This window comes from Corallococcus sp. AB038B (assembly GCF_003668955.1).
In the GTDB taxonomy this organism is placed as follows: domain Bacteria; phylum Myxococcota; class Myxococcia; order Myxococcales; family Myxococcaceae; genus Corallococcus; species Corallococcus exiguus.
The window spans coordinates 166482-190082 of the sequence record NZ_RAWO01000009.1; the positions used below are offsets into that span (position 1 = coordinate 166482).

A 23601-nucleotide genomic window follows, 5' to 3' on the forward strand; every position below is an offset into this window, starting at 1 on the left:
GAGGTGCTCACGCACAGCAAGCACTTCGTCTACTCGGGGAACTTCAACGGGACGGTGCGCAAGATGGTGCTGACGGGCTCGCACAACCTGTCCAAGAACTCGCTGCGCTACAACGACGAGAACCTGGTGAAGTTCTACTCGGACGCGCTGTGGCAGGCGTACCACGACAACTTCGAGAAGGGCTGGGCCCAGTCCCTCAACGACGGCTGAAATGAAACGGGGACGGCGCCTTTCGGGCACCGTTCCCTGCCCGCGCTTCAGCAACGCCCAAGCGCCGCTTCAACTCAGCAGGCCCTTAAAGATGCTCACAGCAATTACGCTCCACGCCAGCCACTTACCCATTAAACCACTACCCACCTACACCATCAAACTCACGATAAAGAGCCGCAATCAATTCAACACACACCATACAGAACGCAGCCGAAAATCCGATCGTAAACTCAAATCGATCTCGATGATTCCTCGCATTCCCCAAGCTCACAAGAAACTCAATAATCACAAACGTCGGCTTCGTTAGCCACTTCGCCTGCTGCGACACTTCCACTGTCCCCGTGGCCAGTCGAAGAATAGCGCAGTGCTCCCCTCTCTTATCCAGCGAAGGAAGCCGACGACTTGCGGGAAGCTTCTCTACAATTCCACCGACACCACTGAATTTCCAGTGTTGAACCCATGCCTCTGGAACACAACCATCTGGCGCCTCAGCATTCCACACGAACTCCAAGGCTCGCTCCACAATGTCACGCGCATTACCCAAACACCCAGCGGGATTACTGGAAACATCTTGAATCGCTCGCTTCACCAAGCGACGAAGCTCGGGATCTCCCCCACCAACATGCACCAGGCGGAGCTCGAGCAATGAACGGATGTTTGACTCATAATCATTCGGCTGCTCAAAAAGTCGTCTCGCGCTGCTTACATCCCCCTGCCTCCTTGTAGCGAGCCTTTCAATGAAGCGGTTCGCCAGCTTGACCTTGCTCCCGGGGCACACTGCGATGCCACGTTCCAGCAAGAACTTCAGGCGGTCGTCAGGAAAATCGGCTGCGGACAGTTCTCCACGTGTGAGTTGTACTATGTCGCCGCGATTCTCTTCGCCCCCATCCCTCCACATCGCCTCAAGAACCATACTCTCGCCAGCAAGGAGCCCATTCGCCGCCTCATCCACATCGCGTTTTTGCACTTGCTCAGGCGCAGACTCCAAGATGCGCTCTAAAAGCAGAGAGACAAGCGAGGGATTGCCGCCAGTCCAGTTGACTACCTCCTTCATCGCGGCGGCATCGAAGCTCATACCGAATGCCGAGGACAAGCCCCCCCAGTCCGCCTCATTAAATGGCCCAACGAGAAGAGGCGTACTATAAAAAATATTAAAAAACGGAGAATCACGAGCCTCAGGGTTGTAGCAAAGCTGCACCAATCGGTCTCGGGTGCCGGTCATGAGACTTAGTGAGTTCCGTTGGGCGAGCGCCCGTATACTGTTCCACAAATCGATTGGAATTTCTGGGTTCTGCAGGACCGCATCACATCCGTCTAGAGCGAGCAGCAAACGCTGCTCGCTTTCGGCCACAATATCGAGAGCGAACTTCAACTGATCATAGAGGCGTTCTACCGACCCGTTGAGATCAATCTCATCAGCCAAGAATGCAAACGACTGTCCGGATGTGGTCCTGAACATGTCGCGCAGCACCTCTCCCACTCTCTTAAGGGTTGCGTGGGTGGAAGTGGGTGGATTGTGCCGCAGGTCAACGACGCCTGCGCCAGCGAACAGTCTAGAACCCGCAGCGTGCTGGCGCACGACCTGCTGAAGCAAGGAAGTCTTGCCCATCGCTCGCGCCCCCACGATCGAGACGTGATGGCGGCCATGGAGCAACTCCTCTATTCGCTGAAGCAGCGAGGCTCGCCCCCAAAAAGTCGTCATGTTGATACGCCCCCCTGCGCCTCATTGACGGCTCTACGCCGCTGGGCTTCAGCATCCTCATTCTTGTTCATCCATAGTCCCATCAGCGGCAAGGCAAGTTCATACTGAGGCCCGTGCTCCGTGTTCCTCAGTCCGATTAGCTCAAGCTCAATGAGAAATCTGAGGTCGTCATCCACTAAGTCCACGGGAACAACTACACCAGCCTCCTCGAGGCGTTGAGTGAGCAGCGCCGCATTCATCCGGTGCGGTTCGTCAACAAGACGGTGACAGAGCCAGAGGAGATATCGTCGACGCTCGGTCGCCGCGCTGTTCCAAAGCACACGAAAATGCTCATTATCATAGACCATATGACTAGCGGCATCATCCACCTCAGCAGCTCGAATGCGCCGCCAATTATTGCGCTTTGCAAGTTCAAAAACCCGAGCACAGAGCGACTGGACCAAATAGGGTTGGCAGGCCGTCGTCCGTGTGATTGTCTGAATGGCATCCTCACTGAAGGCAAGGCGACCCTCCACAGGTCGCCTTACTAGGTCGGCGACCTCGGATGGAGCCAGCGGATCTACGCCGATCCGATGCCCAAACCCGAAAAGTGCTGACCAGTATTCTTCACGAAGGCGCTTGAGGCGACGCGATCCCGAAATAATGGCAGCGACGTTGGGGCGGGTCTGAAGCAAGTTGCGAATATTCTCCGGAACCAAGGGGCTTGTAACGCCGTTGTCGATACCAACCTTAAGCTTATCAAACTCATCAAGCATCAACAGCAGCCGCCTCGGGGCAATTGCAGCAACAACCATGTCAACGTAGATCTGCAATGCCTCATAGGGATCGATGCCAGAAAAATACACATCTAAATATTTCAAAAACCTAAAGCGAAAAGCATTAAGTTCAACCACAGATTCCATGCCCGGCAGGGGCACCTGCATGCCTGCCTTTGCGCAAGCGTCCCCAATGTCTCGAACGAGCATGCGGAAAACCTTCTCTGTTGGAATGCCGTCTCGCAGGGGATCCCCAATGGTCCCCTGGAGGCTGGATTCAACAAGGACACATCGGTCGACAAGCCCTATCTCTGGGCGCTGCAGTTGGCGCAGGATCGAGGTTTTCCCAGTGCGGCGATTGCCCTCAAGGAGAATTACCTTAGTGCCGCCGCCAACGTGAGTATGAATGTCGGCGAGCACGGCTTTGCGCCCAAAGAACATGCCCGGATCGTCGACAACGTCGCCCGCCACGTACGGACTGGTTCCGTAATCCAGCCACCGATCTCCAATTGGCGACTGTTCCATATGGAGAACTGGTGCAAAGGGACCGCTCGGCCCCCAATTGCTCCACATAAACCAGACCTGGACTTCAGATTCGCCTGTGAGGCCCTCTCCATCTGGTTTCTCGGCAGCCCAGTACAGAGGCTTCCTAACGCCACCACCGGATTCGTGTCCCTGCCAGTTCGATCCAGGTGGAAGTTCCAAATCGAGTTCGAAGCTTTGCCCCGGCTTTAATTCCTCAACGATGTGCACGTCTTGAAGCAGGCCAGGAACCTGCACCACGACGTCTCGGAGAGGCATCGCGCCTTGCAGCGTTACTTGGACTGTGGTGTGACTTTTTCCTTCGGCGTCCTTCCAGAATTCGCGCTCATCGTGCTTTACGGCAAGCTGTACCTGCGCAAGGAGGTCCAAGCGCTCTGTCTCTCCCCATTGCGCCAAACGCTCAATCAGGCGCGAAGCGTACCGCCCCAGCGCGCCGGGGAGGCGTCTCACTATTGGCATCGCCGCAACCGCCAAGTCCTGTGCGGCACTGACAGCCTCAAATGATGCTTCGCCTCCTCGACGCAGCGCCTGAGCAGGTACTGCCCCTAAAACCAGTAGAAGCTGGACTGCATCACCGGTTAGCTCGGCTCCACGCAGGAGATTCGAGTTAGCCATAGGATGCGCAACTGCATTGCGAAGTTGTCGCAGTTCCCTTAATGCCTCAAAAGTGAGGTTCCGGAGTTCTGATGATTCCGGAACTGCGTCTGCAATGAGGCGAGATAGCGCGGGACTGGTCCGGAAGAGACGCAGTAGCGGATCCTCATCGTCACCTGCAAGCACAAGTATCAGAGCATCTAGAGCGTCCCCTGGTTGATCTACAAGACGTCTTAACACTCGCTCCTGCACTGCAAGCGGCGGCACGGGCACCCTCACCATTCCCAATACGTTAAGCGGCAGATGGGCGATGGTCACGCCACGCGCAAGCCTGCGCAACAATGCCTGGAGCGTGTCGCTTGCCAACACAGCTGCAAGAAAGCGCGCATCAAGTGAGGGAGTCGTCGGTCGGAGAATTACTAGACCTTTCTGCGCGATCCCTACCACCACGTCCGAACTCACAAGAGCATCACGCGAAGTCGCGAACACCGTGCGAATATGCTGAACCTTGCCGATTGTGCCATCTATGGAGAGAAGCACATCTCCCCGCCGTACGAGTTGATCAGGTCGCGGAAGCCTAGCCGCTTTCGATGGGGATAGGTACCGGTCGCCAACTCGCACTACCCCATCGGATAGATCGCTGATGCGAAGCAGCGGCAGCGCGTTCTCGACACGATGGTCCGTTACAGCTTGGGGCGGCGGTTGAAAGCCCGAGACAATTTGCACTACATCTCTAAGAGCGACTAAGTCGACCTTGGCGGCTAACCCACTCAGGACATCGTCCGCAACTTCTCGTTCCGCTGGAACGACGAACTGCGCATCCATCTTAAGCAATTCAGAGACGGGAACATCTCGCACAGTGTGCGGTGCTACATCGTTGCCGGCCAAGAGGTCGCGAGCAAGATTGAAGCAGGCCGTTGCCGTTTCAGGTAGAACAACCAAATCGAGAAAACGCACTGAATCTGAAGGAGGGGCATTACGAACAAGCACCAGTGCCGGAGGGATACTCCGCAACCCTCGAAATGCTCTAGCCGGGAAGCGCAGAACGGCATCAATACGGTAGTTTTCGAGAAGCGACTTCCTCAGATCTCGGTCTGCCCCGCCACGCTCCAACAGCCCAGGGGGCACCGCTAGTACGGCACGTCCCCCAGTTCGAAGGGAGCGCACAGCATGCTGAGCGAACAGATTCTCGCTCGTACGTCCCTTAATTGGGAAGTCAAACAGATGGGAGCCTTCAACCTTCATTCCCCAAGGAGGATCTATGAAAACGCAGTCGAACCCTTGCTCTTGATGACGGCTAGCCACTTCACTCTCAAGAGCATCCCCGAGCATCAGTGCAGGGCGGGCGCCTCCGAGCAGAAGTTGCACAAAGGCAACGAGATATAGGTCTGGCTGACGCTCAACACCAAACAACGGAGATTCCTGAACTCGCGTCGATTCGCCTAGCGCGACCTCACCAGCTTTATTCCTCAGCACATGGCTCACCTCGATCAGCAGGCTGCCGGTGCCAAAGCAAGGGTCGTAGATGCGCTCGCCAGGACAAGGATTCGCGAGAGCTACCATTAACTGGCTGACGAGCCGCGGCGTAATGAACTCGCCACCGAAACGCGTGAGTTCAAGCGCTCGGAGCACAACCTCAGTTAACGCCTCGCCTGCCATGCGACGTGCAGCGGGCGTGTCGAAGGGGAGTTCATTGACCCAGGCCATCATGGCCGCAAGAAAACGACCGCTGGGAAGCTGCACTTCGTGCGGCATTTCTTCAACGGAGGCTGGAAGCATAAGAGCAGAATGAATGCCGCTCCAGAGGACGCGCACCTCGCTCTCGCTCAGTGGACGAGGAGCCTCACACCAAGTAGCCCAGCGAAGCCCTTTAGGGAGGATGGTCTGCGGCTTCTCGCCCTTGAGGACTGCTACGGTCTCCCGCTCAGCATCGTGCGCGTCGGCCCATCGAAGCGCGACGAGCGTCGCAAGCGGTCCAACAACCGCATCCAATGTGTGGGTCGAAAGGCCATCGGCTCGCGCTGCCTCAAGCAAGGGCCAATATGTTGGAGTCGAGGACACTGGACAGAACTCTCGCGACAAGGGGGGGCATCCTTATAGCTCAACCTTGTAGCCATGAAGCCACCCGGGGAGGGCTTGGAAAAGCCTTGGAACGATTTCGAGCCCTCCCTGCATTTCGCCTACACCGTGACGAACAACTTCACGGACTACATCAAGACGTACGTGTCGGGCTGCACGCTGGACGTGAACCAGAACCACTTCAACGACAGCCGCGTCATCGTGGCCACGGAGCTGGTGCGCATTGGCAAGCTGGGCTGCCGCGTGCGCGTGCTCTACACGGACATGGACGCGGGCATCAAAACGAAGCTCACCGGCGCGAAGAACATCACCCTGCGCCAGCTCTACGACGTCTCCGCCAACAACGTGAAGACGAGCGACGGCACGCCACGCGAGGTGCTCACGCACAGCAAGCACTTCGTCTACTCGGGGAACTTCAACGGGACGGTGCGCAAGATGGTGCTGACGGGCTCGCACAACCTGTCCAAGAACTCGCTGCGCTACAACGACGAGAACCTGGTGAAGTTCTACTCGGACGCGCTGTGGCAGGCGTACCACGACAACTTCGAGAAGGGCTGGGCCCAGTCCCTCAACGACGGCTGAAATGAAACGGGGACGGCGCCTTTCGGGCACCGTCCCCTTCCCTGCCCGCGCTTCAGCGGACGGTCAGGACTTGAGCTCCGGACGCGGCGGAGGCGTCGGCTCCTGCGGTGAGGCCGAGGCGGCGGCAGTGGCGTTGGCCCGCGCGTTCTGCTCCTCGATCCGCTGCACGACCTTGTTGAGCGGCGGCGCGTGGGTACCGGCCGGGTTCTCCGTCTGGGCCCGGCGTGCCTCGCGCTCCTTGTAGCGGCGGATGGCGGGGGCCATGATCTCGCCAATCAGCGTCCGGTAGTCCATGCCGGCACCCGCCGCGATGAGCACCAGGTCGCTCCAGCCGGGCGTGAGGCCGGGCAGCGGGTTGCACTCGATGAAGTAGATGCGACCCTTGTCGTCCATGCGGAAGTCGATGCGCGCCACGTCGCGGCACCCCAACGCCATGAACGAGTTGCGCGCCGCCGTGCGCAGCTTCTCCAGCAGCGCGGGTTCAATCTTCGCGGGCGCGTCGTAGCGGATGCGGTCCGTCCAATCCAGCTTGTGCTGGAAGCTGTAGACCGGGTTCTTCTCCGCCTTGTCCAGGAAGACGATCTCCATGGGCGGCAGCACGCGCGGACGCCGCTCGCCCAGCAGGCCCACCGTGAACTCGCGGCCGCCGATGTACTCTTCAATCAGCGCGGGCTGCTGGTACTTGCCGGCGATCTCCTTCACCACGTCGCGCAGCTCCGTCTCGGAGTAGCAGACGCTCTTGGTGACGACGCCCTTGGAGCTGCCCTCCGCCACCGGCTTCACGATGAGCGGGAAGGAGGTGAACTCCTTGTTGAGGCGCTCCTTGCCCGTGACCATCAGCTGGAAGTTGGGCGTGAGGATGCCCGCCTGACGGACGATCTTCTTCGCCAGCGCCTTGTCCAACGCGAGCGACAGCGTGGCCGGATCAGAGCCCGTGTACGGGATGTCCAGCAGCTCCAGCATCGCCGGCACCTGGCTCTCGCGGTTGCGGCCCTTGAAGCCCTCCGCGATGTTGAAGACGACGTCCAGCGGCGTGCTGGAGAGCACCGTGGGCAGCTCCGCCGTGGCCTCCAGGTCGATGACCTCGTGGCCCCAGGAGGCAATCGCCTCGCGGATGGCCTGGAGGGTGTTGGGCGAGTCGTACTCGGCCTCGCTGTCCTCCTGCACCGTCTCCGCCGTGGCGCTGGGCTTCACGCGCTTCACGTTGAAGCTGAAGCCCACGCGCAGCGGACCGGACTTGCGCGCGGGCCGGCCCTGGCGGCTCTTGGAGTCGCGGATCTTGTGACGCTTGCCCGCGCTCTGGATGATGGAGTTGATGACCCCGTCCAGGTGCAGCCCTTCCAGCTCCGCCGCGGCGTAGATGCCGGCGCCCGGCTCCAGGCTGGGCAGCGCGTTGATCTCCAGGAAGTACGGCACGCCCGCGTCGGACACGCGGAAGTCCAGCCGGCCCAGGTCGCGGCAGTCCAGCACCTGGAGGATCTTCTGCGCCATGGTGCGGACGTCCTCGGACATCTTCGCCGGGATGTTCGCGGGGGCGCGCACGGAGACGGCCTTCTCCCGGCGCGTCTTCAGCTCGTAGTCGTAGATGGCGTACTTGCGGCCCTGGGACGCCTCCGGGTCGATGACGTACTCCACCGGCGCGAGCACGCCGTCGAAGTCGTTGTCCACCGCGGCCAGGAACGGCACCGTGAGGTCGCGCCCGCTGATGTACTCCTCCACCAGCACGCCCGCCGGGTACTTCTCCAGCGCCTTCGCCACCTTCTCCCGCACCTGCTCCAGCGTCTCCGCGACGGAGTCCTGGGTGATGCCCTTGGAGGAGCCCTCGAAGTTGGGCTTCACGATGACGGGGAAGCGCAGGTTCTCCGGCTGCAGCTCGCTGAGCTTCTCCACGTACTGCCAGCCCGGCGTGCGGATGCCGTGCTTGGAGAGGATGAGCTTGGTGAGCTGCTTATCCAACGTGAGCGCCAGCGCGTATGCGTCCGAGCCCGTGTACGCGAAGCCCAGCTCGTCGAAGAGCGCCGGGTAGAACGCCTCACGGAAGCGGCCGCGGCGGCCCTCCGCCGTGTTGAAGATGAGGTCCGGGCTGTACGCCTCCAGGCGGGCGACGGTGCGCGACGCGGGGCCGCTCACCTCGAAGCGCTCCAGGCGATGGCCCAGCCGCTCGATGGCTCCCGCCAGCGTGTTCACCGTCTCCTGGGTGTCGAACTCCGCCTCTTCTTCCGAGTCCGAAAGCCGCAGGTTGTAGGTCAGCGCGATGCGCATGGCTTACCCCGTCTCCCTTTCCTGAATGCCTTGCCGCGGCGCACTTTCGCCGCTGACATCAAACGACCCGGGGCGCGCGTGGCGGCCACCGGCGTGCGGGCTGCAACCGTCGCGCCCGCGACAACCTTCCCGTCCACCACCTGCGTCTGCGCCCAGGTGTCTCCCAGCCGCAGGCCCAGCGGGTCGCGCAGCACGCGCCACGCCTCCACGCCGCCCATCACCACGAAGCCCGCCAGGGCGGCCACCACGCCATGCGGCGCGGGCATCATCCCCAGCAGCACCACCAGCGCGAGCGGCGCGTTGCGAAGCGTGCTGTCACGGTGCCGTGCGGCCGAGCGCGTGGGCAGGTGCATCACCTTCACGCCGAAGATGCGCTTGCCCACGCTCTGCCCCTGGAGCATCCCGTCCGCGAGCAGCAGGAACAGCAGCGCCACCACCGCGCCCGCCGCCCCGCACACCACGTACAGGCCCCAGGCCACCGCGCAGTCGATGATGCGCGCGCCCAGGCGCAGGAGCAGCGACGCCTTCGGGTACGGTGAGTCCGGTCCCGCGTCCTCCTGCACCAGCCGCAGCACGCGGCCCGCGCTCCGGCCTTCCGCCATGAGACTGCGATCGGGGGCGGTGCTCACTCCTCGGGCTCCAGCGTGAGACCCTCTTCGGTGGGCTCCGGCTCGTCCAACCCCGCCAGCTTCGCCAGCCGCTCGTGCGCGGACAGCGGGTGGACGAAGGGCACCACCGTCTGCGCGTGCTCTCCGGCGTGCTCCGCCGCCAGTCGCGCCGTGGGGCTTCCGCCTTCCGACATGCGCAACAGCTTCTGCCGCGCGTTGTCTTCGTCGTGCCGCGCGGCCTCGCCCTCGCGGGTGAAGAAGATGAAGGCCATGGCCGGGCGCTTGGAGGACTCGCGCATCGCGAACTGCACGCCGTCCAGGTTCCAACCCTTGGCCGTCCACTCGTTCAAGGTGCGCTCCAGCGCTCCCTCGTCCACCGTGGACAGCTCCACCACTTTGTACTGCAACGGCCCGGGTTCACGGACCACCGGAGCGCGGCCCTTTCCGGGGCGCTGGCTCGACGGGGTGCGCGGTGCAGGGCCCTTACGGACCTTGGACGTCGCGCCACGTCTGGGCGGAGGCTTCTCGGTTCTGCGTCCCGGCCGCTTCTTCTTTGTGGGCATCGTTGTGGGGACCATTTGGGCGCAAGCGGCGGAAGCGATCAAGCCTTCCGCCGAACACGGGCGCCCGGGTGTCGCCTACAGGAGCTTGGCCGCTTCCAGGGCGTGGTAGGTGATGACCAGGTCGGCGCCCGCGCGCTTGATGGATGTGAGGACCTCCAACATCACGCGCTCGTAGTCCACCCAGCCGTTCTGCCCGGCGGCCTTGAGCATCGCGTACTCGCCGGAGACGTTGTACGCGGCGAGCGGCAGATCGAAGTTCTCCCGCAGCGCGCGGATGACGTCCAGGTACGACAGCGCCGGCTTCACCATGATGAAGTCCGCGCCCTCCTCCACGTCCAGCGCCGTCTCGCGGATGGCCTCGCGCACGTTGCCGGGGTCCATCTGGTAGCCGCGGCGGTCGCCGAACTGCGGCGTGCTCTGCGCAGCCTCACGGAACGGACCGTAGAAGCCAGAGGCGTACTTCGCCGAGTACGCCATGATGGGCGTGTCCTGGTGCTTCACCTCGTCCAGCGCCTTGCGGATGGCGCCGATGCGGCCGTCCATCATGTCCGACGGAGCGATGATGTCCGCGCCCGCCTGCGCGCAGGTGACGGCCATCTGGGCCAGCAAGGGCAGCGTGGCGTCATTGGCCACGTGGTTGCCGTCCAGCACGCCGCAGTGGCCGTGGTCGGTGTACTCGCACAGGCACACGTCCGCGATGACTTGCAGGTCCGGCTCCGCGGCCTTGATCTCCCGGATGGCGCGCTGGACGATTCCGTCCGTCGCGTATGCCTGGGTGCCGCGCGCGTCCTTGTGGTCCGGGATGCCGAAGAGGATGACGGACGGCACGCCCAGTGACTTCGCGAGCTTCGCCTCCTTCACCGCGTGCTCCAGCGAGAAGTTGAAGACGCCCGGCATGGAGGAGATGGGACGGCGAACGTCCCGGCCCTCCACGACGAACAGCGGATAGATGAAGTCCGTGGGCGAGAGACGCGTCTCTCTCACCATGTCACGGAGGGCCGCCGAGCGGCGCAGCCGGCGGGGACGGTGGACGGGGTGGGCCATGGGTCGCCGGTATAAACCGCCGGGCCCCGCGCTTCACCCCTTCCGCGTCCTGAATCCGCCTGCTCAGCCGGCGACGGGGCGCCAGGTCAGCTGCTGGCGGCGGGAGTCGCGCGCCAGGCGGTCGGCCCGCCGCCCGGCCAGGTCCGCTTCGTACAGCGCCCGGGCGTAGCGCACCCGCGCCGCCTCGGTCCCGGTGTTCAGCTCCCGCTCGGCCGCCTCCAGCTCACGGCGCGCGTCCTGAAGCTGCTGCTCGGTCCCGTTTGCCCACGTCATTCCCATGTCTCCTGTTTGGTGTGTCCGCGAGGGTTGGCGTTTCGTCCCGCGGGTCGATGACTGGCATTGCAGGGTCTGGACCAGGGGCACCGTTGGAACTCCCAGGAGTGCAACGCCCGGGAAAGACGAGGTGTCGCGTCGCGCCACGCGCGCTCAGGGTGCGCAAGGCCTTTCCCATCGGCGCGAACGCGGGAACGCGGAGGGGCAACCCGCATGCAGGGCCGCCCGTCCCTCCCCCGAGGGCACTGGTTTCCATGCGAGTGCAATCATCCGCCCAGCGGGTCGTCTACAGTCGTAACCGTGACGACTCCTCCTCCCGCCCTTGAAGTGCAGGGCCTGCGAAAAACGTATCGCCGAGCGTTCGGACGCGGCGGCCATGAAGCCCTCCGGGGCATGGACCTCCACGTCCCGGCGGGCAGCGCGTTCGGGCTGATTGGCCCCAACGGCGCGGGCAAGACGACCTTCATCAAGAGTGTGCTCGGCATCGTCCGGCCCACCGCGGGCACGGTGCGCGTGCTGGGCGGGTCGCCGGAGGATCCCGCCATCCGCGCGCGCATCGGCTACCTGCCGGAGCGGCTGCACCTGCCCGGCACGTGGAAGTCGCCCGCGTTCCTGGCCACCGTGGCCCGGCTCAAGGGGCTCAAGGTCGACGCGGCCGCGCACGCACGACTGCTGGAGCGCGTGGGTCTGTCGGACGCGGTGGACCGGCGCATCGGCGGCTACTCCAAGGGCATGCGGCAGCGGCTGGGACTGGCGGCGGCGCTGTTGGGAGACCCGGCGCTGCTCGTGCTGGACGAGCCCACGGACGGCATCGATCCCATGGGCCGGCTGGAGGTGCGCCGCATCCTCCAGGAGGAGGTCCGGAAGGGCGTGACGCTGTTCCTCAACTCTCACCTGCTGGCGGAGACGGAGCGCGTGTGCGACCGCGTGGCCATCCTCGCGGACGGGCGCGTGCTGCGCGAAGGCAGGCTGGAGGAGTTGGCGAAGGCGGGGGCCCGCTGGCGCGTGCGCTTCGCGCCCGGCGCGGATACGCAGGCGCTGACGGCGGCGGGCTTCATGGCCGTGGCGGATCCACCGCGGGATGGAAGGACTGGCGCGGCGGTGGGCGGTGACGCGCGGGCGGGCGTGACGCCCATGGTCGGTGGCAGGGAGGACGGCGTGTACACGGTGGAAGCGGCGGACGTGGCGGTGCTCAACGCGGCGCTGGACCGGGCGCGGGCCTCGGGCGCGCTGCTGATGGAGCTCAAGCGCGAGGGCGCGGACCTGGAGGCGGTGCTCCTGGGCGCTGTCGGCGGGCCGGGGGTGGCGGCGTGAAGAGCCCTGTCTTCGTCATCGCCGGTTACGTGCTGCGCGAGGCGGCGTCGCGCAAGTTCATCATGGCCTTCATGGTGGGGCTCACGCTGGTGCTGGCCACCGTGGCGCTCAGCCTCAAGCTGGAGGTCGTGGACGGAGCGCTCGCGGCGACGCGCCTGTTCGGCGAGGTGATGCGCTCCAACATCATGTCCGTGGACGTGGCGCTGCGGCCCATGTACCGCGCGGCGGCGTACCTGGTGTTCTACGGCGGCATCCTCTTCGGCATCGTCGCGTGCTCGGACTTCGCGCCGGGGCTCCTGTCTCCCGGCCGCATCGAGCACCTCCTCTCCCTGCCCCTGCAGCGCTGGCACCTGCTGGCCGGCACGTTCCTGGGGGTGATGACGCTGGCCCTGGGCGGCACGGTGTACGCCGCGGGCGGGCTGACGCTCATCTTCGGGGTGAAGACGGGATACTGGACGGTGGGGCCGCTCATCGCCGGGGGCCTGGCGTGCGTGGGGTTCGCGGCGGTGTACGCGGTGATGCTCACCACGGCGACGCTGGTGCGCAGCGCGGCGCTGTGCTCGGCGGCGGGCTTCATACTGCTGGTGGGCGGCATCCTCGCGGGCTTCCGCGCGGACGTGTCGCGCTACCTGGAGTCGGGCTTCGGCCGCACGGCGTTCGACGCGGTGACGCTGGTGCTGCCCCGGCTGTCCGCGCTGGCGTCGCGCGCGGCGGACCTGGCCAGCTCCACGCCGCTGGAGAAGGGTTCGCTGGGCATGCTGCTGGGCGGCGTGCTGGTGTTCGGATTGGGGGCCCTCTCCGTGGGCTTCTGGCACTTCGAAGGAAAGGACTGCTGAGGATGGATTCGCGCGGGCGCAGGAGGGTGTGGCTGGTGGGGGCGCTGCTGTTGTTCGCCGGAGGCGCGGTCCTGATGTTCACGGGCCAGGGCGACAAGCCGGCCGCGGAAGCTCCGGACGTGGAGTTCCCCCGGCGCATGCGGGGCACGGACCTGGAGCGCGCGGAGAAACGGCGCACCTGGGTGATGCCCGCGGTGGTGGACGCGGGCGTGGCCGCGCCAGCGAAGCCGAGGGATCCGCTGCTCGCGGCGCTGCCCCGCGGCCCGGGCCGCACGGCGGTGGTCATCGAGGCGAACGCGCTCCGCTACTCGCCCGTGGGCGAGCTGCTCATGGACTGCCTCTTGCGCGACGGCGGCAAGAACCTGGAGCAGTTCAAGGCGCTGAGCGGCGTGGATCCGCTCCAGGACCTGGACCGGCTGGTCGTCACCGACGAGGGCGTCATCCTCTCCGGCGACTTCAGCAAGGCGAAGTACCAGGAGCTCCTGGGCGAGCGCGTGGCATCCGACCACGGCCCGGGCGCGCGCGTGTACGAGCCTGGCGACACGACCTTCGCCTTGCCGGACGGCGGCACGCAGCGCGGGCGCATGGACAGCGCGGTGGGCACCTGGAACAACCAGATGCTGGTGTTCGGCAAGTCGCCGGACTCCGTGAAGACGGTGTTGGATCGCATGGACGGGCGCGGCCAGGAGGAAGGCGCGCCGCTGCTGGATGAGAACAGCACCTACGGCGAGATGTACGGCGTGCTGGCGGTGGAGACCCTGGCGAAGCTCCTGGGGCCGGGCCAGGAGGACCTGGCGCGGCGGCTGACGGACGTGGCCCAGAACGTGGAGCTGCACCTGGACACCAGCGGCGACGTGGCCATGGTGGCCAACGTGACGGGCCTGGACGCGGAGAAGATGACGGACCTGGGCAAGTCCCTGGGCGGCGCGCTGTCCATGGCGCGCATGAAGGCCCAGGCGGACGGCAAGGACGACCTGGCGCAGCTCCTGGACTTCGCGAAGATCCGGCCGGACGGCTCGTCCTTCAAGCTGGAGCTGGCCGTGCCCCTGGCCACCCTCCAGGAGCAGCTCGCCTGGTGCCGCCAGGAGCGCCAGGCCTCCGAGCGCGCGAAACCGGCGCCGTAGGGGCAGGCAGGCCCCGCTTCACTGTTTTCAGCCGGACAACTCGTACGAGATACTAGGACCCGGTAGGGAGCCGCGACCCGCCATGAAAAGGACGGGCGCCGGCTCCCCGAGGGTTCGATGAACGCACGCGTCTGGAGGGTGGCTCCCCTCCTCTTCGGTTCGGGGCTTTGCGCACTCGTCTATCAGACGGTGTGGGTGCGGGAGTTCCGCCTCATCTTCGGGGCCTCGACCGCCGCTTCGGCCGCGGTGCTCGCCATCTTCATGGCGGGGTTGGGTCTGGGCAGCGCGCTCCTGGGCGCTCGGGCGGACCGGCAGACGCGGCCTCTGGGCTTCTACGCGAACCTGGAGCTGCTCATCGCCGCGAGCGCCGCGCTGAGCCCCTTCCTCGTGGAGGCGGTGCGCGCCATCTACATCGCCCTGGGCGGCACGCCGGTGATGGGCCTGGGCCTGGGCACCGTCGTGCGGCTGGTGCTGTCGCTGCTGGTGCTCGCGGTGCCCACGGTGCTCATGGGCGGCACGCTCCCGGCCGCCGCGCGCGCGGTGCTCTCCGACGCGGACCCGCACCGCCGCGACCTCGCCCTGCTCTATGGCATCAACACGCTGGGCGCCGTGACGGGCGCGGTGGCGTCCACGTTCCTGCTGCTGGAGGTGCTGGGCAACCGCTCCACGCTCTGGTGCGCCTGTCTGCTCAACGCGCTCGTGGCCATCACCGCGCGCTCCGTGAGCCGTTCGATGGAGTCCGACGCTCCGGCCACGCCCGTGCCCGCCGAGGCGGTGCCCGCCACCGGGCCCGTGGCCAACGCGAGCGCGCTGCCGCCCCAGGGCTTCGTGCTCGTGGCCGCGGCCGTGGTGGGCTTCGCGTTCCTGCTGATGGAGCTGGTCTGGTACCGGATGCTGGGACCGCTCCTGGGCGGTACGACGTTCACGTTCGGGCTCATCCTCGCCCTGGCGCTGCTGGGCATCGGGTTGGGCGGCACCGCCTACACCGTCTTCTTCCGCCACCGCCCGGCAACGCTCCAGGGCTTCGCGCTCACCTGCGCCGCGGAGGCCGTGCTGATGGCGCTGCCGTTCGCGCTGGGGGACCGGGTGGCCATCCTCGCCGCGCTGCTGCGCCCCCTGGGAGGCATGGGCCTGGCGGGAATGGCGCTGGGCTGGACGTTCATCACCTCCATCGTGGTGTTGCCCGCCGCGTTCGTGTCCGGCGTGCAGTTCCCGCTGCTGCTCGCCCTCATCGGGCGGGGCAGGCAGGACGCGGGCCGGCAGGTGGGCCAGGTGTACGCGTGGAACACGGGCGGCTCCATCGTGGGCTCGCTCGCGGGCGGCTTCGGAGTGATTCCGCTGCTCACCGCGCCGGTGACGTGGCAGGCCGTGTCCGGACTCCTCGCGGCGCTGGGCCTGGGCGCCGCCCTCCTCTCCTTCCAGCGGGAGCGCCAACGCAGCGCCCTGGTGGCGCCGGTGCTGGCCGCCGCGCTCGCCGTGCTGCTGCTCACCGCGCAGGGCCCCACCGCCGCGTGGCGCCACTCCGGCGTGGGCGCGGGCCGGACGGGGTTGGAGAACGCCAACAACCAGCGGATCGACGGATTCCTGCGCACCAGCCGGGCCGCCATCGCCTGGGAACACGAGGGCGTGGAGAGCAGCGTCGCGCTGGGGGATGACGACGCCCTGCACTTCATCGTCAACGGCAAGGTGGACGGCAACGCCATTGGTGACGCGACCACCCAGGTCATGGCGGGCCTCGTCGGCGCGATCCTGCACCCGGCGCCGCGCACGTCGCTGGTCATCGGGCTGGGCACGGGCAGCACCGCGGGCTGGCTGGGCCGGGTTCCGGAGATGGAGCGCGTGGACGTGGTCGAAATCGAACCCGCCATCCTGGAGGTCGCGCGCCGCAGCCACTCGGTGAACGCGGACGTGATGAACAACCCGAAGGTGCACACCGCCTTCGGCGACGCACGCGAGGTGCTGCTCACCACCCGCCAGCGCTACGACATCATCTTCTCCGAGCCCTCCAACCCGTACCGCGCCGGCATCTCCAGCCTCTTCACGCGCGAGTTCTACCAGGCGGCGAAGCAGCGGCTGTCCGAGGGGGGCCTGTTCCTGCAGTGGCTCCAGGCCTACGAAGTGGATTCCCTCACCGTCCAGAGCGCCTACGCCACGCTCGTCTCGGAGTTCCCGGAGGTCGTCACCTGGCAGACGCAGTCCGGCGACCTGCTGCTCATCGCCTCCACGAAGCCGCAGTCACTCGAGCTGCAAGCGCTGCGCGCCCGCATTGCCCAGGAGCCCTTCCGCACCGCGCTGTCCGCCGTGTGGCGGACGGACGAACTGGAGGGCGTGCTCGCGCACTTCATCGCGAACGCAGGGCTGGCGAAGCTGGCGGCGGAGCGCGGCGCGAACATGATCAACACGGACGATCTGTCCTCCATGGAGTTCGCCTTCGCGCGCGGCCTGGGCCAATCCATCTCCTTCTCCACCGCGGACATGGGCCGCCTGTCGCGGCGGTTCGGGGTGGACCGGCTGGCGTTCACGGGGGGAAGCCCGGACTGGGGGCGCGTGGAAGAGCTGCGGTTGTGGCTGGGGACCACGCTCCCTGGGCAGGTGTCCGAACAGGCCCGTCCCTACAAGGCCTTCGTCGACGCCGCGCTGGCGGGCCAGGACGCCGTGGCGCTGAGACACTGGACGCGCTTGAAGCGGGAACCCCGCGGCCCCCGCGAGCAGTACCTGGTGGCACGCGCGCTGGTGATGACCCGCAACCCCAAGGCGCTCGAGGCCGTGCAGGCCTTGAGGACGATCCTCCCCGTCGAAGCGGACTTCCTGGAGGCCCTGCACCTGGAGTCCCAGAAGCAGGATGCTCCCGCCACGGCGTTGCTCGAGCGCGCGTTCACGGCCCTGCGAGAGGATCCATGGCCGACGCGGGAGCTGACGCGCACGGCGCTGGGCGCCGCGGTCCGGGTGGGCCAGCGCTCTCCGGAGTTGGCCCGGCGGCTCTACGTGGCGCTCGAGCAGCCCTTCGCGGCCAGCGCGGCCACGGAGCGGCGGAAGCTGGTCCGCGCGAGGCTCGCGGTCGCGGCGGGAGGCATGGCGATGTGCGTGGAGGGGCTCTCGCCCCTGGAGCCGCATTTCCCATGGAACCGCGAGCTGTTGATGGAGCGTGCCGCGTGCTACGCCCAGCATGGCGACGCCCGGGCGGAAACGGCGCGGGAGGACCTGGAGCGCTTCCTGGCCCAGGCGCCCCCTCCCTTCCTGGAGGACGCCCTCCCGGAAGAGCCCCCGAAGAATGAGGCGCCGAAACAAGAGGCGCCGCAGGCCACGGACGTCCCAGAGGGACAGTAGGTCCGCCCCGCTCCGCGGTGCTCAGGGCGCCGGGCGCGGGCTCTTCGCCTTCGCCTGGGGCCGTCCGGGCCGCCAGCCCAGGACGACGCGCCCATACGGAGCGGGCCCCATGTCCAGCCCGCGGACGTTCAGGCTTTCGCGCTGGCGGTCCAGCAGCGCGTAGTCGTTGATCAGCGACAGGCCCACCGACGAGCTCAGCCACAGGTCGCGGCCCAGGTGGACGTTCACGGTGGGGCCCACGCGGACCTGCGTCTCGCGCAGGTAGCTGGCGTTCAGCGCCCGGAGCTCCGGGTCGAAGCGGGTGCGGAGCACCTGCATGTCCAGCGCGCCCACCAGCCCCAGCTCCACCGTGTCGCCCAGCTTGCGCAGCAGCGTGAGCCGGGGCAGGCCCACCTCCAGGACGTACGGGCCCCGGTTGTAGGTCAGGCTCAGCATGGGCACCACCGGCAGCTTGTCGAACGGCCACAGCGCCACCACTCCGAACGTCACCCCGAGCCCCGGCGTGTCCTCGAACTGGTAGTTGGCCATCGCGAACGCCACCCACGACGTGTCCAGCGCCATGTCGAAGGAGGACTGGAAGTCCGTGCGGGTGCTGGCCATCACGCCCGTGACGAGCAACCAGCGCGGCACCAGGGGCCGGACGACCGTGAGCCCCAGTTGGATGCGGTGGAACTGCCGATCCACCGCGTCATCGCCCACGGCGGGCACGTCCGCGCCCATCCACCGCGTCTCGTAGCCCACCGACGGCAGCAGGTACGTGCGCCCCAGGACGAGCGGCGGCAGCGGCACGCGCAGCTCCAGGGTCCGCCGCTCCTTGATGCGGGCGCCTCCCGCTTCCAGCGCGCCGCCGCCGGAGAGGCCGTAGCTCAGATAGAGCCGGTCGGCCTGCGTCTGCGCCAGCACGCGGGTGCCCATGAGCAGCAGCAGCGCCACGACCCAGCCGCTCAAGCCCGCGGCCATCCGGGCCCGGAGTCGCCATTGCACGGCGCGGTGGAAGTCCACGCGCATCACACCCTGCCTTCGCAAAGACGGAGCGGCCGGACCCCGCCCCGAGGCCGGGGAGTCTACCCTGCCCCGCCGCACCCGGGGTGAAGCGAAAGGCGTGTGGGTGTGTCAGCCCACCATGGCATTCACCTCGTCCGTGAAGGCCGCGTCCTCGTCCGCGTGGACGACGAGCGGAGGCAGCACGGTGAGGTCCGCCCGGCCACCCTTCACCGCGTGGAGCAGCACTCGCCGGGGCCAGTCCTGCGCGGTGCCGGTCAGCGCACGCACACAGGGGGCCGTCAGGCTTCGGGATCCATGAAGAGCAACCCCGCGGGCACGCGCGGCTCCACGCGCAGGGTGCGCGGAGGCAACGTGGCCTGGGCCTCCATCACCGCCCGCACCTCCCACACCGGCGGAGGGTTGAGCGCGAAGCCCGCCTGGAACGTGCCGGCCTCCACACCCGCCACCAGCGCGCCCAGGCCGTGCACCGGGAACACCTGCGGATGTCCGGACGCCTCTGGCTCCTGGATGCCCAGCACCGTGCGCAGCACCAACGCGTTGAGCAGCGCCAGGTCCAGGCTGCGCAGCGTGGGGTTTCGAGGCGCGCCCTTCAGGTGCGCCAGGTCCAGCCCCTGACGGAAGCGCAGGATGCGGCCCCGGCCTCCCGGCAGCACCAGCAGCACGGCGTGCTGTCCGGGCACCAGCGTGGCCAGCCGCTCGCGCGCGGCGGAGAGTCCCTGCGGCGTGGTGAGAGGCGCGTCCAGCTCCGTCACGCGCGCGTACGCGGCCACCAGGGTGAGGAAGGTGTCCTCCTGGAACGTCTCCACGCCCTTCAGGGCACGGTGGATGGGGCACAGCTCCAGGCCCGGCTCGGACAGCGGCACCACCGCGGCCAGCGTCTGGCCCTGCTCGCTCAGGGCCGCCAGCGGCCGCATGGGCGCCTCGTCCAGCACCGCCTGCAGGCGCTTGGACACCGGGGACGGTTCGATGCGCAGGAGCGACACCGGGCTGCCGTCGTACTGCCCCTTCCAGACGGAGATGCCGCGCTCGGCGGCTTCGGCCAGGAGGGCGCGGAGGGCGCCGTGGTCATCCGCCACCAGGGTGACGGCGGGCTCCACCTCCCACGCGCGGGGCCGGTACGGGTCCTGCTCCAGCGACGGCACCGCGTCCGGAGTCAGCGCGCACAGCAGGTAGCGCACGGGTGGACCGGAGAAGCGGCCCGCGGGGCCGTGCAGCTCCACCACGTAGAGGGCGGGACGCGCGTCCTTCAACAGCCCGCCCGAGTCGCGCAGCCGGCGCAGCTCGGCGCTCGGGTTCGCGGCCTCCAGCAGGGGCCGCACATGCGTGGGCAGTGGAGCCGCGTTGCCGCGAGGAGGACCGTCATCGGGCTCCAACGAGGAGCCCAGCGAGGTCAGGAGGGCCGAGAACGGAAGGACGCGCGCCATACCGGGGAAAGGTGATGCCGCCCTTCCCCGCGTGCCATGACGCCTGCTCGCCCGTCCGCCTGGCCGTCTACCACCAGACGTTCTTGTAGGGCCGGTCCTTGGCGCTGCGCAGGGAGGACCGGTCCACGCTCTCTTCCCACAGCAGGCTCACGGTTGTGATCGCACCCGCGGAACCCAGGAAGGACAGCACGTAGGGGGTGGACTGGTTGAAGCCGCCCAGTACCAGGCCGGAGATGAGCAGCACCGCCGCGCCCACGCCGCCGCCGAAGAGGTCCGCACGCAGAATCTGCGACGCCGTGGGGTTGTAGCGCATGGTCGCCAGGGCCAGCACGCCCGCGCCCACTCCCGGGGAGATGAGCAGCAGGTCCTTCCACGTCTTGCCGGAGATGGCCGTGCCGGAGAAGTGCACGATGGCGAGGAACAGCGCGCTGTACGCCGCCGCCCAGCCCGCGCCGGACGCCACCAGCAGGCCGTCCGAGAGCGGCAGCTGCCCGCCGCCGATGCCCGCCGTCAGCCACGCGCCCAGCTCCGCGCCCAGGAACCCGGCCCAGGTGAGCACGCCCGCGTCCTGGGTGATGAGGTCCATGAAGCCCGCGAGGAACATGCCGCCGATCCCCGAGTTGAGGATGGTGAAGTTCGCCATGGGCGTGTCCACCCAGTTGTTGAACTGCCACCACGAGGAAGCGCCGAAGCCCAGGCCCGCGCCGATGAGGGTGCCCGCGAGCATGGACTCGCGCGAGCTGCGGTCGAAGTTGAACTCCTTGTTGAACGCCTGCGTGAAGAAGCCGCCCAACGCGCCCAGGGCCGTGTGGTGCAGCACGAAGCGCGTGCTGCCGGGACCGGACAGGAACGGCCCCCGGCGGCGCTGGCCGTCCAGGAACACGCCGTTGTCCTCCGGCGGCGGGCGGAGCCGCGAGGCGGCCGTCGCGGTCTCGTCGCGGATGGACTCCGGGCGAATCTCCCGCGTGCCTTCCGTCAACGGAGCCTGAGGTTCGGTGCGCAGGCGGTCCGGATCCGGCGGCGCGAGCGGCGCGTCGCTCGCGCGGGGAGGCACGTCATCCGGGTTCGTCTGCGCGGACGGCGGATACGCGTCGATGTTCGACGGCCGCGCGGGAGGCATCTGCCCGTCAGCGTCGCCGGAGGGCGACACAGGCTGAGGTTCTTCCGCCTGGGGCTCGGCCTGCGAGGACGGCGCCGGGTACATGCCCGGCGCGGGCGGAGGCGGCGGCTGCGGTGCCGGATAGACGCCCGTGCCACCCGCCTGCGCGAGTGCGAGGCCCGGCAACATCAGCGCGACCGCGAGGACGGTGACAGGGAGGTTCCAGGTTCGACGGTGTGACACGCGAGGCGCTCCTTGGGTCCGGCCGTCCGGCAGAAAACCACAACCGGTGCGCGCGTGTTGGTTTTCCGCCGCGTGTCGAAGATTCTCGCGCGCCCATGCCCGAAGGCATCTCGTGGTCCGAACTCGGCGTCGACTCCGCCCGTGTGCAGGCGGTGAACGAAGCCCCCTTCCCTCCTGGTCAGCGCGACTTCGTCCTCTACTGGTGCATGGTGAACCATCGGTGGGAGGAGAACCACGCGCTGGACGCCGCCATCGCGCTGGGCAACCACCTGGGCCTGCCCGTCGTCGTGTACCAGGCCATCCGCCCGGACTACCCCTACGCATCGGAGCGGCTCCACGCGTGGGCCCTGGAGGGCATGGCGGACATGGCGAAGGGCTGCGTCGCGCGCGGCCTGCAGTACTGGCTGGAGTTGCCGCGCACGAAGAAGGAGCACAAGCCGCGGCTCGCGAGCCTGGGCCGGCGCGCGGCGGCCGTCGTGTCGGACCTGTTCCCCACGTACATCATCCCGGGCCACCTGCGCGGCGCGGCGAAGGCGCTGCGGGTGCCGCTCATCGCCGTGGACGCCTCCTGCGTGGTGCCCATGCAGCGCATCCCCGCGGCCCAGGTGGGCGCGTACGCGCTGCGTCCCAAGCTGCGCAAGCTGTGGCCGGAGTACCTGGAGCGCACGCTGCCCAAGCGCAAGCCTCGCGTGTCGGGCGCGAAGCTCCAACCGGACTTCGAGCTCTCCGACGCCGTGAAGGCCCGCGCCGCGCTGGACACGTTCGCGTTGGATCATTCCGTGAAGCCCGTCTCCGAGCGCGGCGGACGCAAGGCAGGCCTCAAGGCCCTGGATGCGTTCCTCCACGAGCGGCTGGAGGGCTACGACACAGGCCGGAATGATCCAGGCCTGGGCCAGCAGTCCAACCTGTCGCCCTACTTCCACTGGGGCAACCTCTTCCCCGGCGAGGCAGCGCGCGCGGCCATCGCGGCGAAGGGCAAGGACCACCCCGCCGTGCAGTCCTTCGTGGAGGAGCTGCTCGTGCGCCGCGAGCTGGGCTTCAACTACTGCTTCCACACGCCCGGCCCGAAGCAGCTGAGCACGGACTCCCTGCCCGGCTGGGCGCGCGAAACACTCTCACGCCACCGGAAGGATCCGCGTCCGCACCTCTACTCGTTCGAAGAGTTGGATCAGGGCCAAACCCAGGACGCACTGTGGAACGCGGCCCAGCGCGAGCTGCGGGAGCGAGGGCGGATCCACAACTACCTGCGCATGCTCTGGGGGAAGAAGATCCTCGAATGGAGCCCCACGCCGGAGGAGGCGCTGGCCCGCATCGCGCGGCTCAACGACACCTACGCGCTGGACGGACGCGACCCGGCGAGCGTCTCCAACTTCATGTGGGTCCTGGGGCTGCACGACCGGCCCTTCCAGGAGCGCGCGGTGATTGGGAAGGTCCGGCCCATGAGCTCGCTCCGCACCGCGGAGAAGTTCGACCTGGACCCGTACCTGGAGCGCTGGGGCACCCCGGCCGAGCAGCCCGAGGCCCCCGCGAATGTGAAGAAGTCCCGCCGGAAGACAGCCCGGTAGGCCGCCGGTGGACATCCCCCTGAAGACGGCGGTTCACTTTCCGGCCCGGGGTCACTAAACCGGACGGACGCACCCGCTTTCGCGGAATGAATCAGGAGTCAGCCATGGGCACGATGAAGTTCGAGGTCCCCCACAACCTTCCCAAGGACGAGGTCAAGAAGCGCGTCGAGCAGCTCCTCCAGTACTGGGGCTCCAAGTACGGCGTGAAGTCCGACTGGCAGGGCGACGAGGGCGCGAAGCTCGTCGGCAAGGTGATGGGCATCAACCTGGACGCCAGCTTCGTCATCACGGACAAGGCCATCTCCGGCGAGGGCACCGACCCCGGAATGCTGCTGCGCAGCCAGGCCAAGACGTACATCCAGAAGAAGTTCGGCGCGGTGCTGGATCCGTCCAAGAGCCTGGATCAGGTGAAGGGCAACCTGGACTGACGTCGTTCCGCCGTGCGCCGG

At 67.1% G+C, this 23601-nt stretch carries 19 protein-coding genes; 8 read left to right on the forward strand and 11 right to left on the reverse strand.

The window, feature by feature from the left end; all coding sequences use genetic code 11:
• Positions 1-210, forward strand: a 210-nt coding sequence (locus tag D7Y04_RS29450) for a phospholipase D-like domain-containing protein (protein WP_199749750.1), incomplete at its 5' end; no start/stop codon positions are given.
• Between the two features lie 139 nt (positions 211-349).
• Here D7Y04_RS29450 and D7Y04_RS29455 read toward each other — a convergent pair.
• Together D7Y04_RS29455 and D7Y04_RS29460 are read right to left on the reverse strand one after the other, a co-directional pair.
• Entirely contained in the window at positions 350-1912 is a 1563-nt protein-coding gene (locus tag D7Y04_RS29455) for an AAA family ATPase (protein WP_120575510.1), read from the reverse strand.
• Positions 1909-5619 (reverse strand): N-6 DNA methylase, encoded by a 3711-nt coding sequence (locus D7Y04_RS29460; protein WP_147452006.1) that lies wholly within the window; start codon positions 5617-5619, stop codon positions 1909-1911. Before D7Y04_RS29460 ends, D7Y04_RS29455 begins: the two co-directional genes overlap by 4 nt.
• A gap of 321 nt (positions 5620-5940) precedes the next feature.
• On the opposite strand from D7Y04_RS29460, the gene D7Y04_RS29465 reads away from it, so the two are divergent.
• Positions 5941-6465: a phospholipase D family protein gene (locus tag D7Y04_RS29465; protein WP_158624352.1), complete on the forward strand. Its 525-nt coding sequence runs from the start codon at positions 5941-5943 to the stop codon at positions 6463-6465.
• A gap of 63 nt (positions 6466-6528) precedes the next feature.
• Here D7Y04_RS29465 and D7Y04_RS29470 read toward each other — a convergent pair whose 3' ends face one another.
• The 5 genes from D7Y04_RS29470 to D7Y04_RS29490 form a co-directional block, all read right to left on the reverse strand.
• Complete coding sequence (locus tag D7Y04_RS29470; RefSeq protein WP_120594960.1) at positions 6529-8727, reverse strand: ATP-grasp domain-containing protein; 2199 nt, start codon at positions 8725-8727, stop codon at positions 6529-6531.
• Complete coding sequence (locus D7Y04_RS29475) at positions 8712-9329, reverse strand: RDD family protein (protein ID WP_120594961.1); 618 nt, start codon at positions 9327-9329, stop codon at positions 8712-8714. Before D7Y04_RS29475 ends, D7Y04_RS29470 begins: the two co-directional genes overlap by 16 nt.
• A gap of 23 nt (positions 9330-9352) precedes the next feature.
• Positions 9353-9763 carry a hypothetical protein gene (locus D7Y04_RS29480; protein WP_233601627.1) on the reverse strand — a complete coding sequence of 137 codons (411 nt, stop codon included), beginning with the start codon at positions 9761-9763 and terminating at the stop codon, positions 9353-9355.
• Positions 9764-9973: 210 nt separating this feature from the next.
• Complete coding sequence (gene hemB, locus D7Y04_RS29485) at positions 9974-10942, reverse strand: porphobilinogen synthase (protein WP_121761428.1); 969 nt, start codon at positions 10940-10942, stop codon at positions 9974-9976.
• A gap of 63 nt (positions 10943-11005) precedes the next feature.
• Entirely contained in the window at positions 11006-11215 is a 210-nt protein-coding gene (locus D7Y04_RS29490) for a hypothetical protein (RefSeq protein WP_120594963.1), read from the reverse strand.
• A gap of 393 nt (positions 11216-11608) precedes the next feature.
• Between D7Y04_RS29490 and D7Y04_RS29495 the strand changes: the two genes are divergently transcribed.
• The 4 genes from D7Y04_RS29495 (at position 11609) to D7Y04_RS29510 (ending at position 17816) form a co-directional block, all read left to right on the forward strand.
• On the forward strand, positions 11609-12529 hold the full coding sequence (locus D7Y04_RS29495; protein ID WP_233601628.1) for an ABC transporter ATP-binding protein: 921 nt from the start codon (positions 11609-11611) through the stop codon (positions 12527-12529).
• Between the two features lie 62 nt (positions 12530-12591).
• Complete coding sequence (locus D7Y04_RS29500) at positions 12592-13365, forward strand: hypothetical protein (RefSeq protein WP_233601639.1); 774 nt, start codon at positions 12592-12594, stop codon at positions 13363-13365.
• 2 nt (positions 13366-13367) lie between these two features.
• The gene (locus tag D7Y04_RS29505) at positions 13368-14489 is read left to right on the forward strand and encodes a hypothetical protein (RefSeq protein ID WP_120594965.1); all 1122 of its coding nucleotides are present in this window, start codon (positions 13368-13370) and stop codon (positions 14487-14489) included.
• Between the two features lie 117 nt (positions 14490-14606).
• Positions 14607-17816, forward strand: a complete 3210-nt coding sequence (locus D7Y04_RS29510) for a fused MFS/spermidine synthase (RefSeq protein WP_121761429.1) — start codon at positions 14607-14609, stop codon at positions 17814-17816.
• Positions 17817-17837: 21 nt separating this feature from the next.
• Here D7Y04_RS29510 and D7Y04_RS29515 read toward each other — a convergent pair whose 3' ends face one another.
• The 4 genes from D7Y04_RS29515 to D7Y04_RS29530 all read right to left on the reverse strand — a co-directional run bounded on the left by D7Y04_RS29515 (position 17838) and on the right by D7Y04_RS29530 (position 21587).
• Positions 17838-18824, reverse strand: a complete 987-nt coding sequence (locus D7Y04_RS29515; RefSeq protein ID WP_120594967.1) for a DUF6268 family outer membrane beta-barrel protein — start codon at positions 18822-18824, stop codon at positions 17838-17840.
• Positions 18825-18929: 105 nt separating this feature from the next.
• The gene (locus D7Y04_RS44605; RefSeq protein WP_158627607.1) at positions 18930-19088 is read right to left on the reverse strand and encodes a hypothetical protein; all 159 of its coding nucleotides are present in this window, start codon (positions 19086-19088) and stop codon (positions 18930-18932) included.
• An 11-nt stretch (positions 19089-19099) separates the two neighbouring features.
• On the reverse strand, positions 19100-20245 hold the full coding sequence (locus tag D7Y04_RS29525) for a DUF1015 family protein (RefSeq protein WP_120594969.1): 1146 nt from the start codon (positions 20243-20245) through the stop codon (positions 19100-19102).
• Positions 20246-20312: 67 nt separating this feature from the next.
• Positions 20313-21587 (reverse strand): hypothetical protein, encoded by a 1275-nt coding sequence (locus D7Y04_RS29530; protein ID WP_171807210.1) that lies wholly within the window; start codon positions 21585-21587, stop codon positions 20313-20315.
• A 95-nt stretch (positions 21588-21682) separates the two neighbouring features.
• On the opposite strand from D7Y04_RS29530, the gene D7Y04_RS29535 reads away from it, so the two are divergent.
• Together D7Y04_RS29535 and D7Y04_RS29540 are read left to right on the forward strand one after the other, a co-directional pair.
• Positions 21683-23152, forward strand: coding sequence for a deoxyribodipyrimidine photo-lyase (locus tag D7Y04_RS29535; RefSeq protein ID WP_121761431.1), 1470 nt, complete (start codon positions 21683-21685; stop codon positions 23150-23152).
• 104 nt (positions 23153-23256) lie between these two features.
• Positions 23257-23580 (forward strand): polyhydroxyalkanoic acid system family protein, encoded by a 324-nt coding sequence (locus D7Y04_RS29540; protein ID WP_120594972.1) that lies wholly within the window; start codon positions 23257-23259, stop codon positions 23578-23580.
• Positions 23581-23601 lie beyond the last annotated feature (21 nt).

Coding starts and splice junctions, on each gene's coding strand:
- D7Y04_RS29455 (WP_120575510.1), bottom strand. CDS start 1,912: ATGACGACTTTTTGGGGGCGAGCCTCGCTGCTTCAGCGAATAGAGGAG.
- D7Y04_RS29505 (WP_120594965.1), top strand. CDS start 13,368: ATGGATTCGCGCGGGCGCAGGAGGGTGTGGCTGGTGGGGGCGCTGCTG.
- D7Y04_RS29525 (WP_120594969.1), bottom strand. CDS start 20,245: ATGGCGCGCGTCCTTCCGTTCTCGGCCCTCCTGACCTCGCTGGGCTCC.
- D7Y04_RS29475 (WP_120594961.1), bottom strand. CDS start 9,329: ATGGCGGAAGGCCGGAGCGCGGGCCGCGTGCTGCGGCTGGTGCAGGAG.
- D7Y04_RS29500 (WP_233601639.1), top strand. CDS start 12,592: ATGGCCTTCATGGTGGGGCTCACGCTGGTGCTGGCCACCGTGGCGCTC.
- D7Y04_RS29490 (WP_120594963.1), bottom strand. CDS start 11,215: ATGACGTGGGCAAACGGGACCGAGCAGCAGCTTCAGGACGCGCGCCGT.
- D7Y04_RS29540 (WP_120594972.1), top strand. CDS start 23,257: ATGGGCACGATGAAGTTCGAGGTCCCCCACAACCTTCCCAAGGACGAG.
- D7Y04_RS29510 (WP_121761429.1), top strand. CDS start 14,607: ATGAACGCACGCGTCTGGAGGGTGGCTCCCCTCCTCTTCGGTTCGGGG.
- hemB (WP_121761428.1), bottom strand. CDS start 10,942: ATGGCCCACCCCGTCCACCGTCCCCGCCGGCTGCGCCGCTCGGCGGCC.
- D7Y04_RS29535 (WP_121761431.1), top strand. CDS start 21,683: ATGCCCGAAGGCATCTCGTGGTCCGAACTCGGCGTCGACTCCGCCCGT.
- D7Y04_RS29470 (WP_120594960.1), bottom strand. CDS start 8,727: ATGCGCATCGCGCTGACCTACAACCTGCGGCTTTCGGACTCGGAAGAA.
- D7Y04_RS29515 (WP_120594967.1), bottom strand. CDS start 18,824: ATGCGCGTGGACTTCCACCGCGCCGTGCAATGGCGACTCCGGGCCCGG.
- D7Y04_RS29495 (WP_233601628.1), top strand. CDS start 11,609: ATGGACCTCCACGTCCCGGCGGGCAGCGCGTTCGGGCTGATTGGCCCC.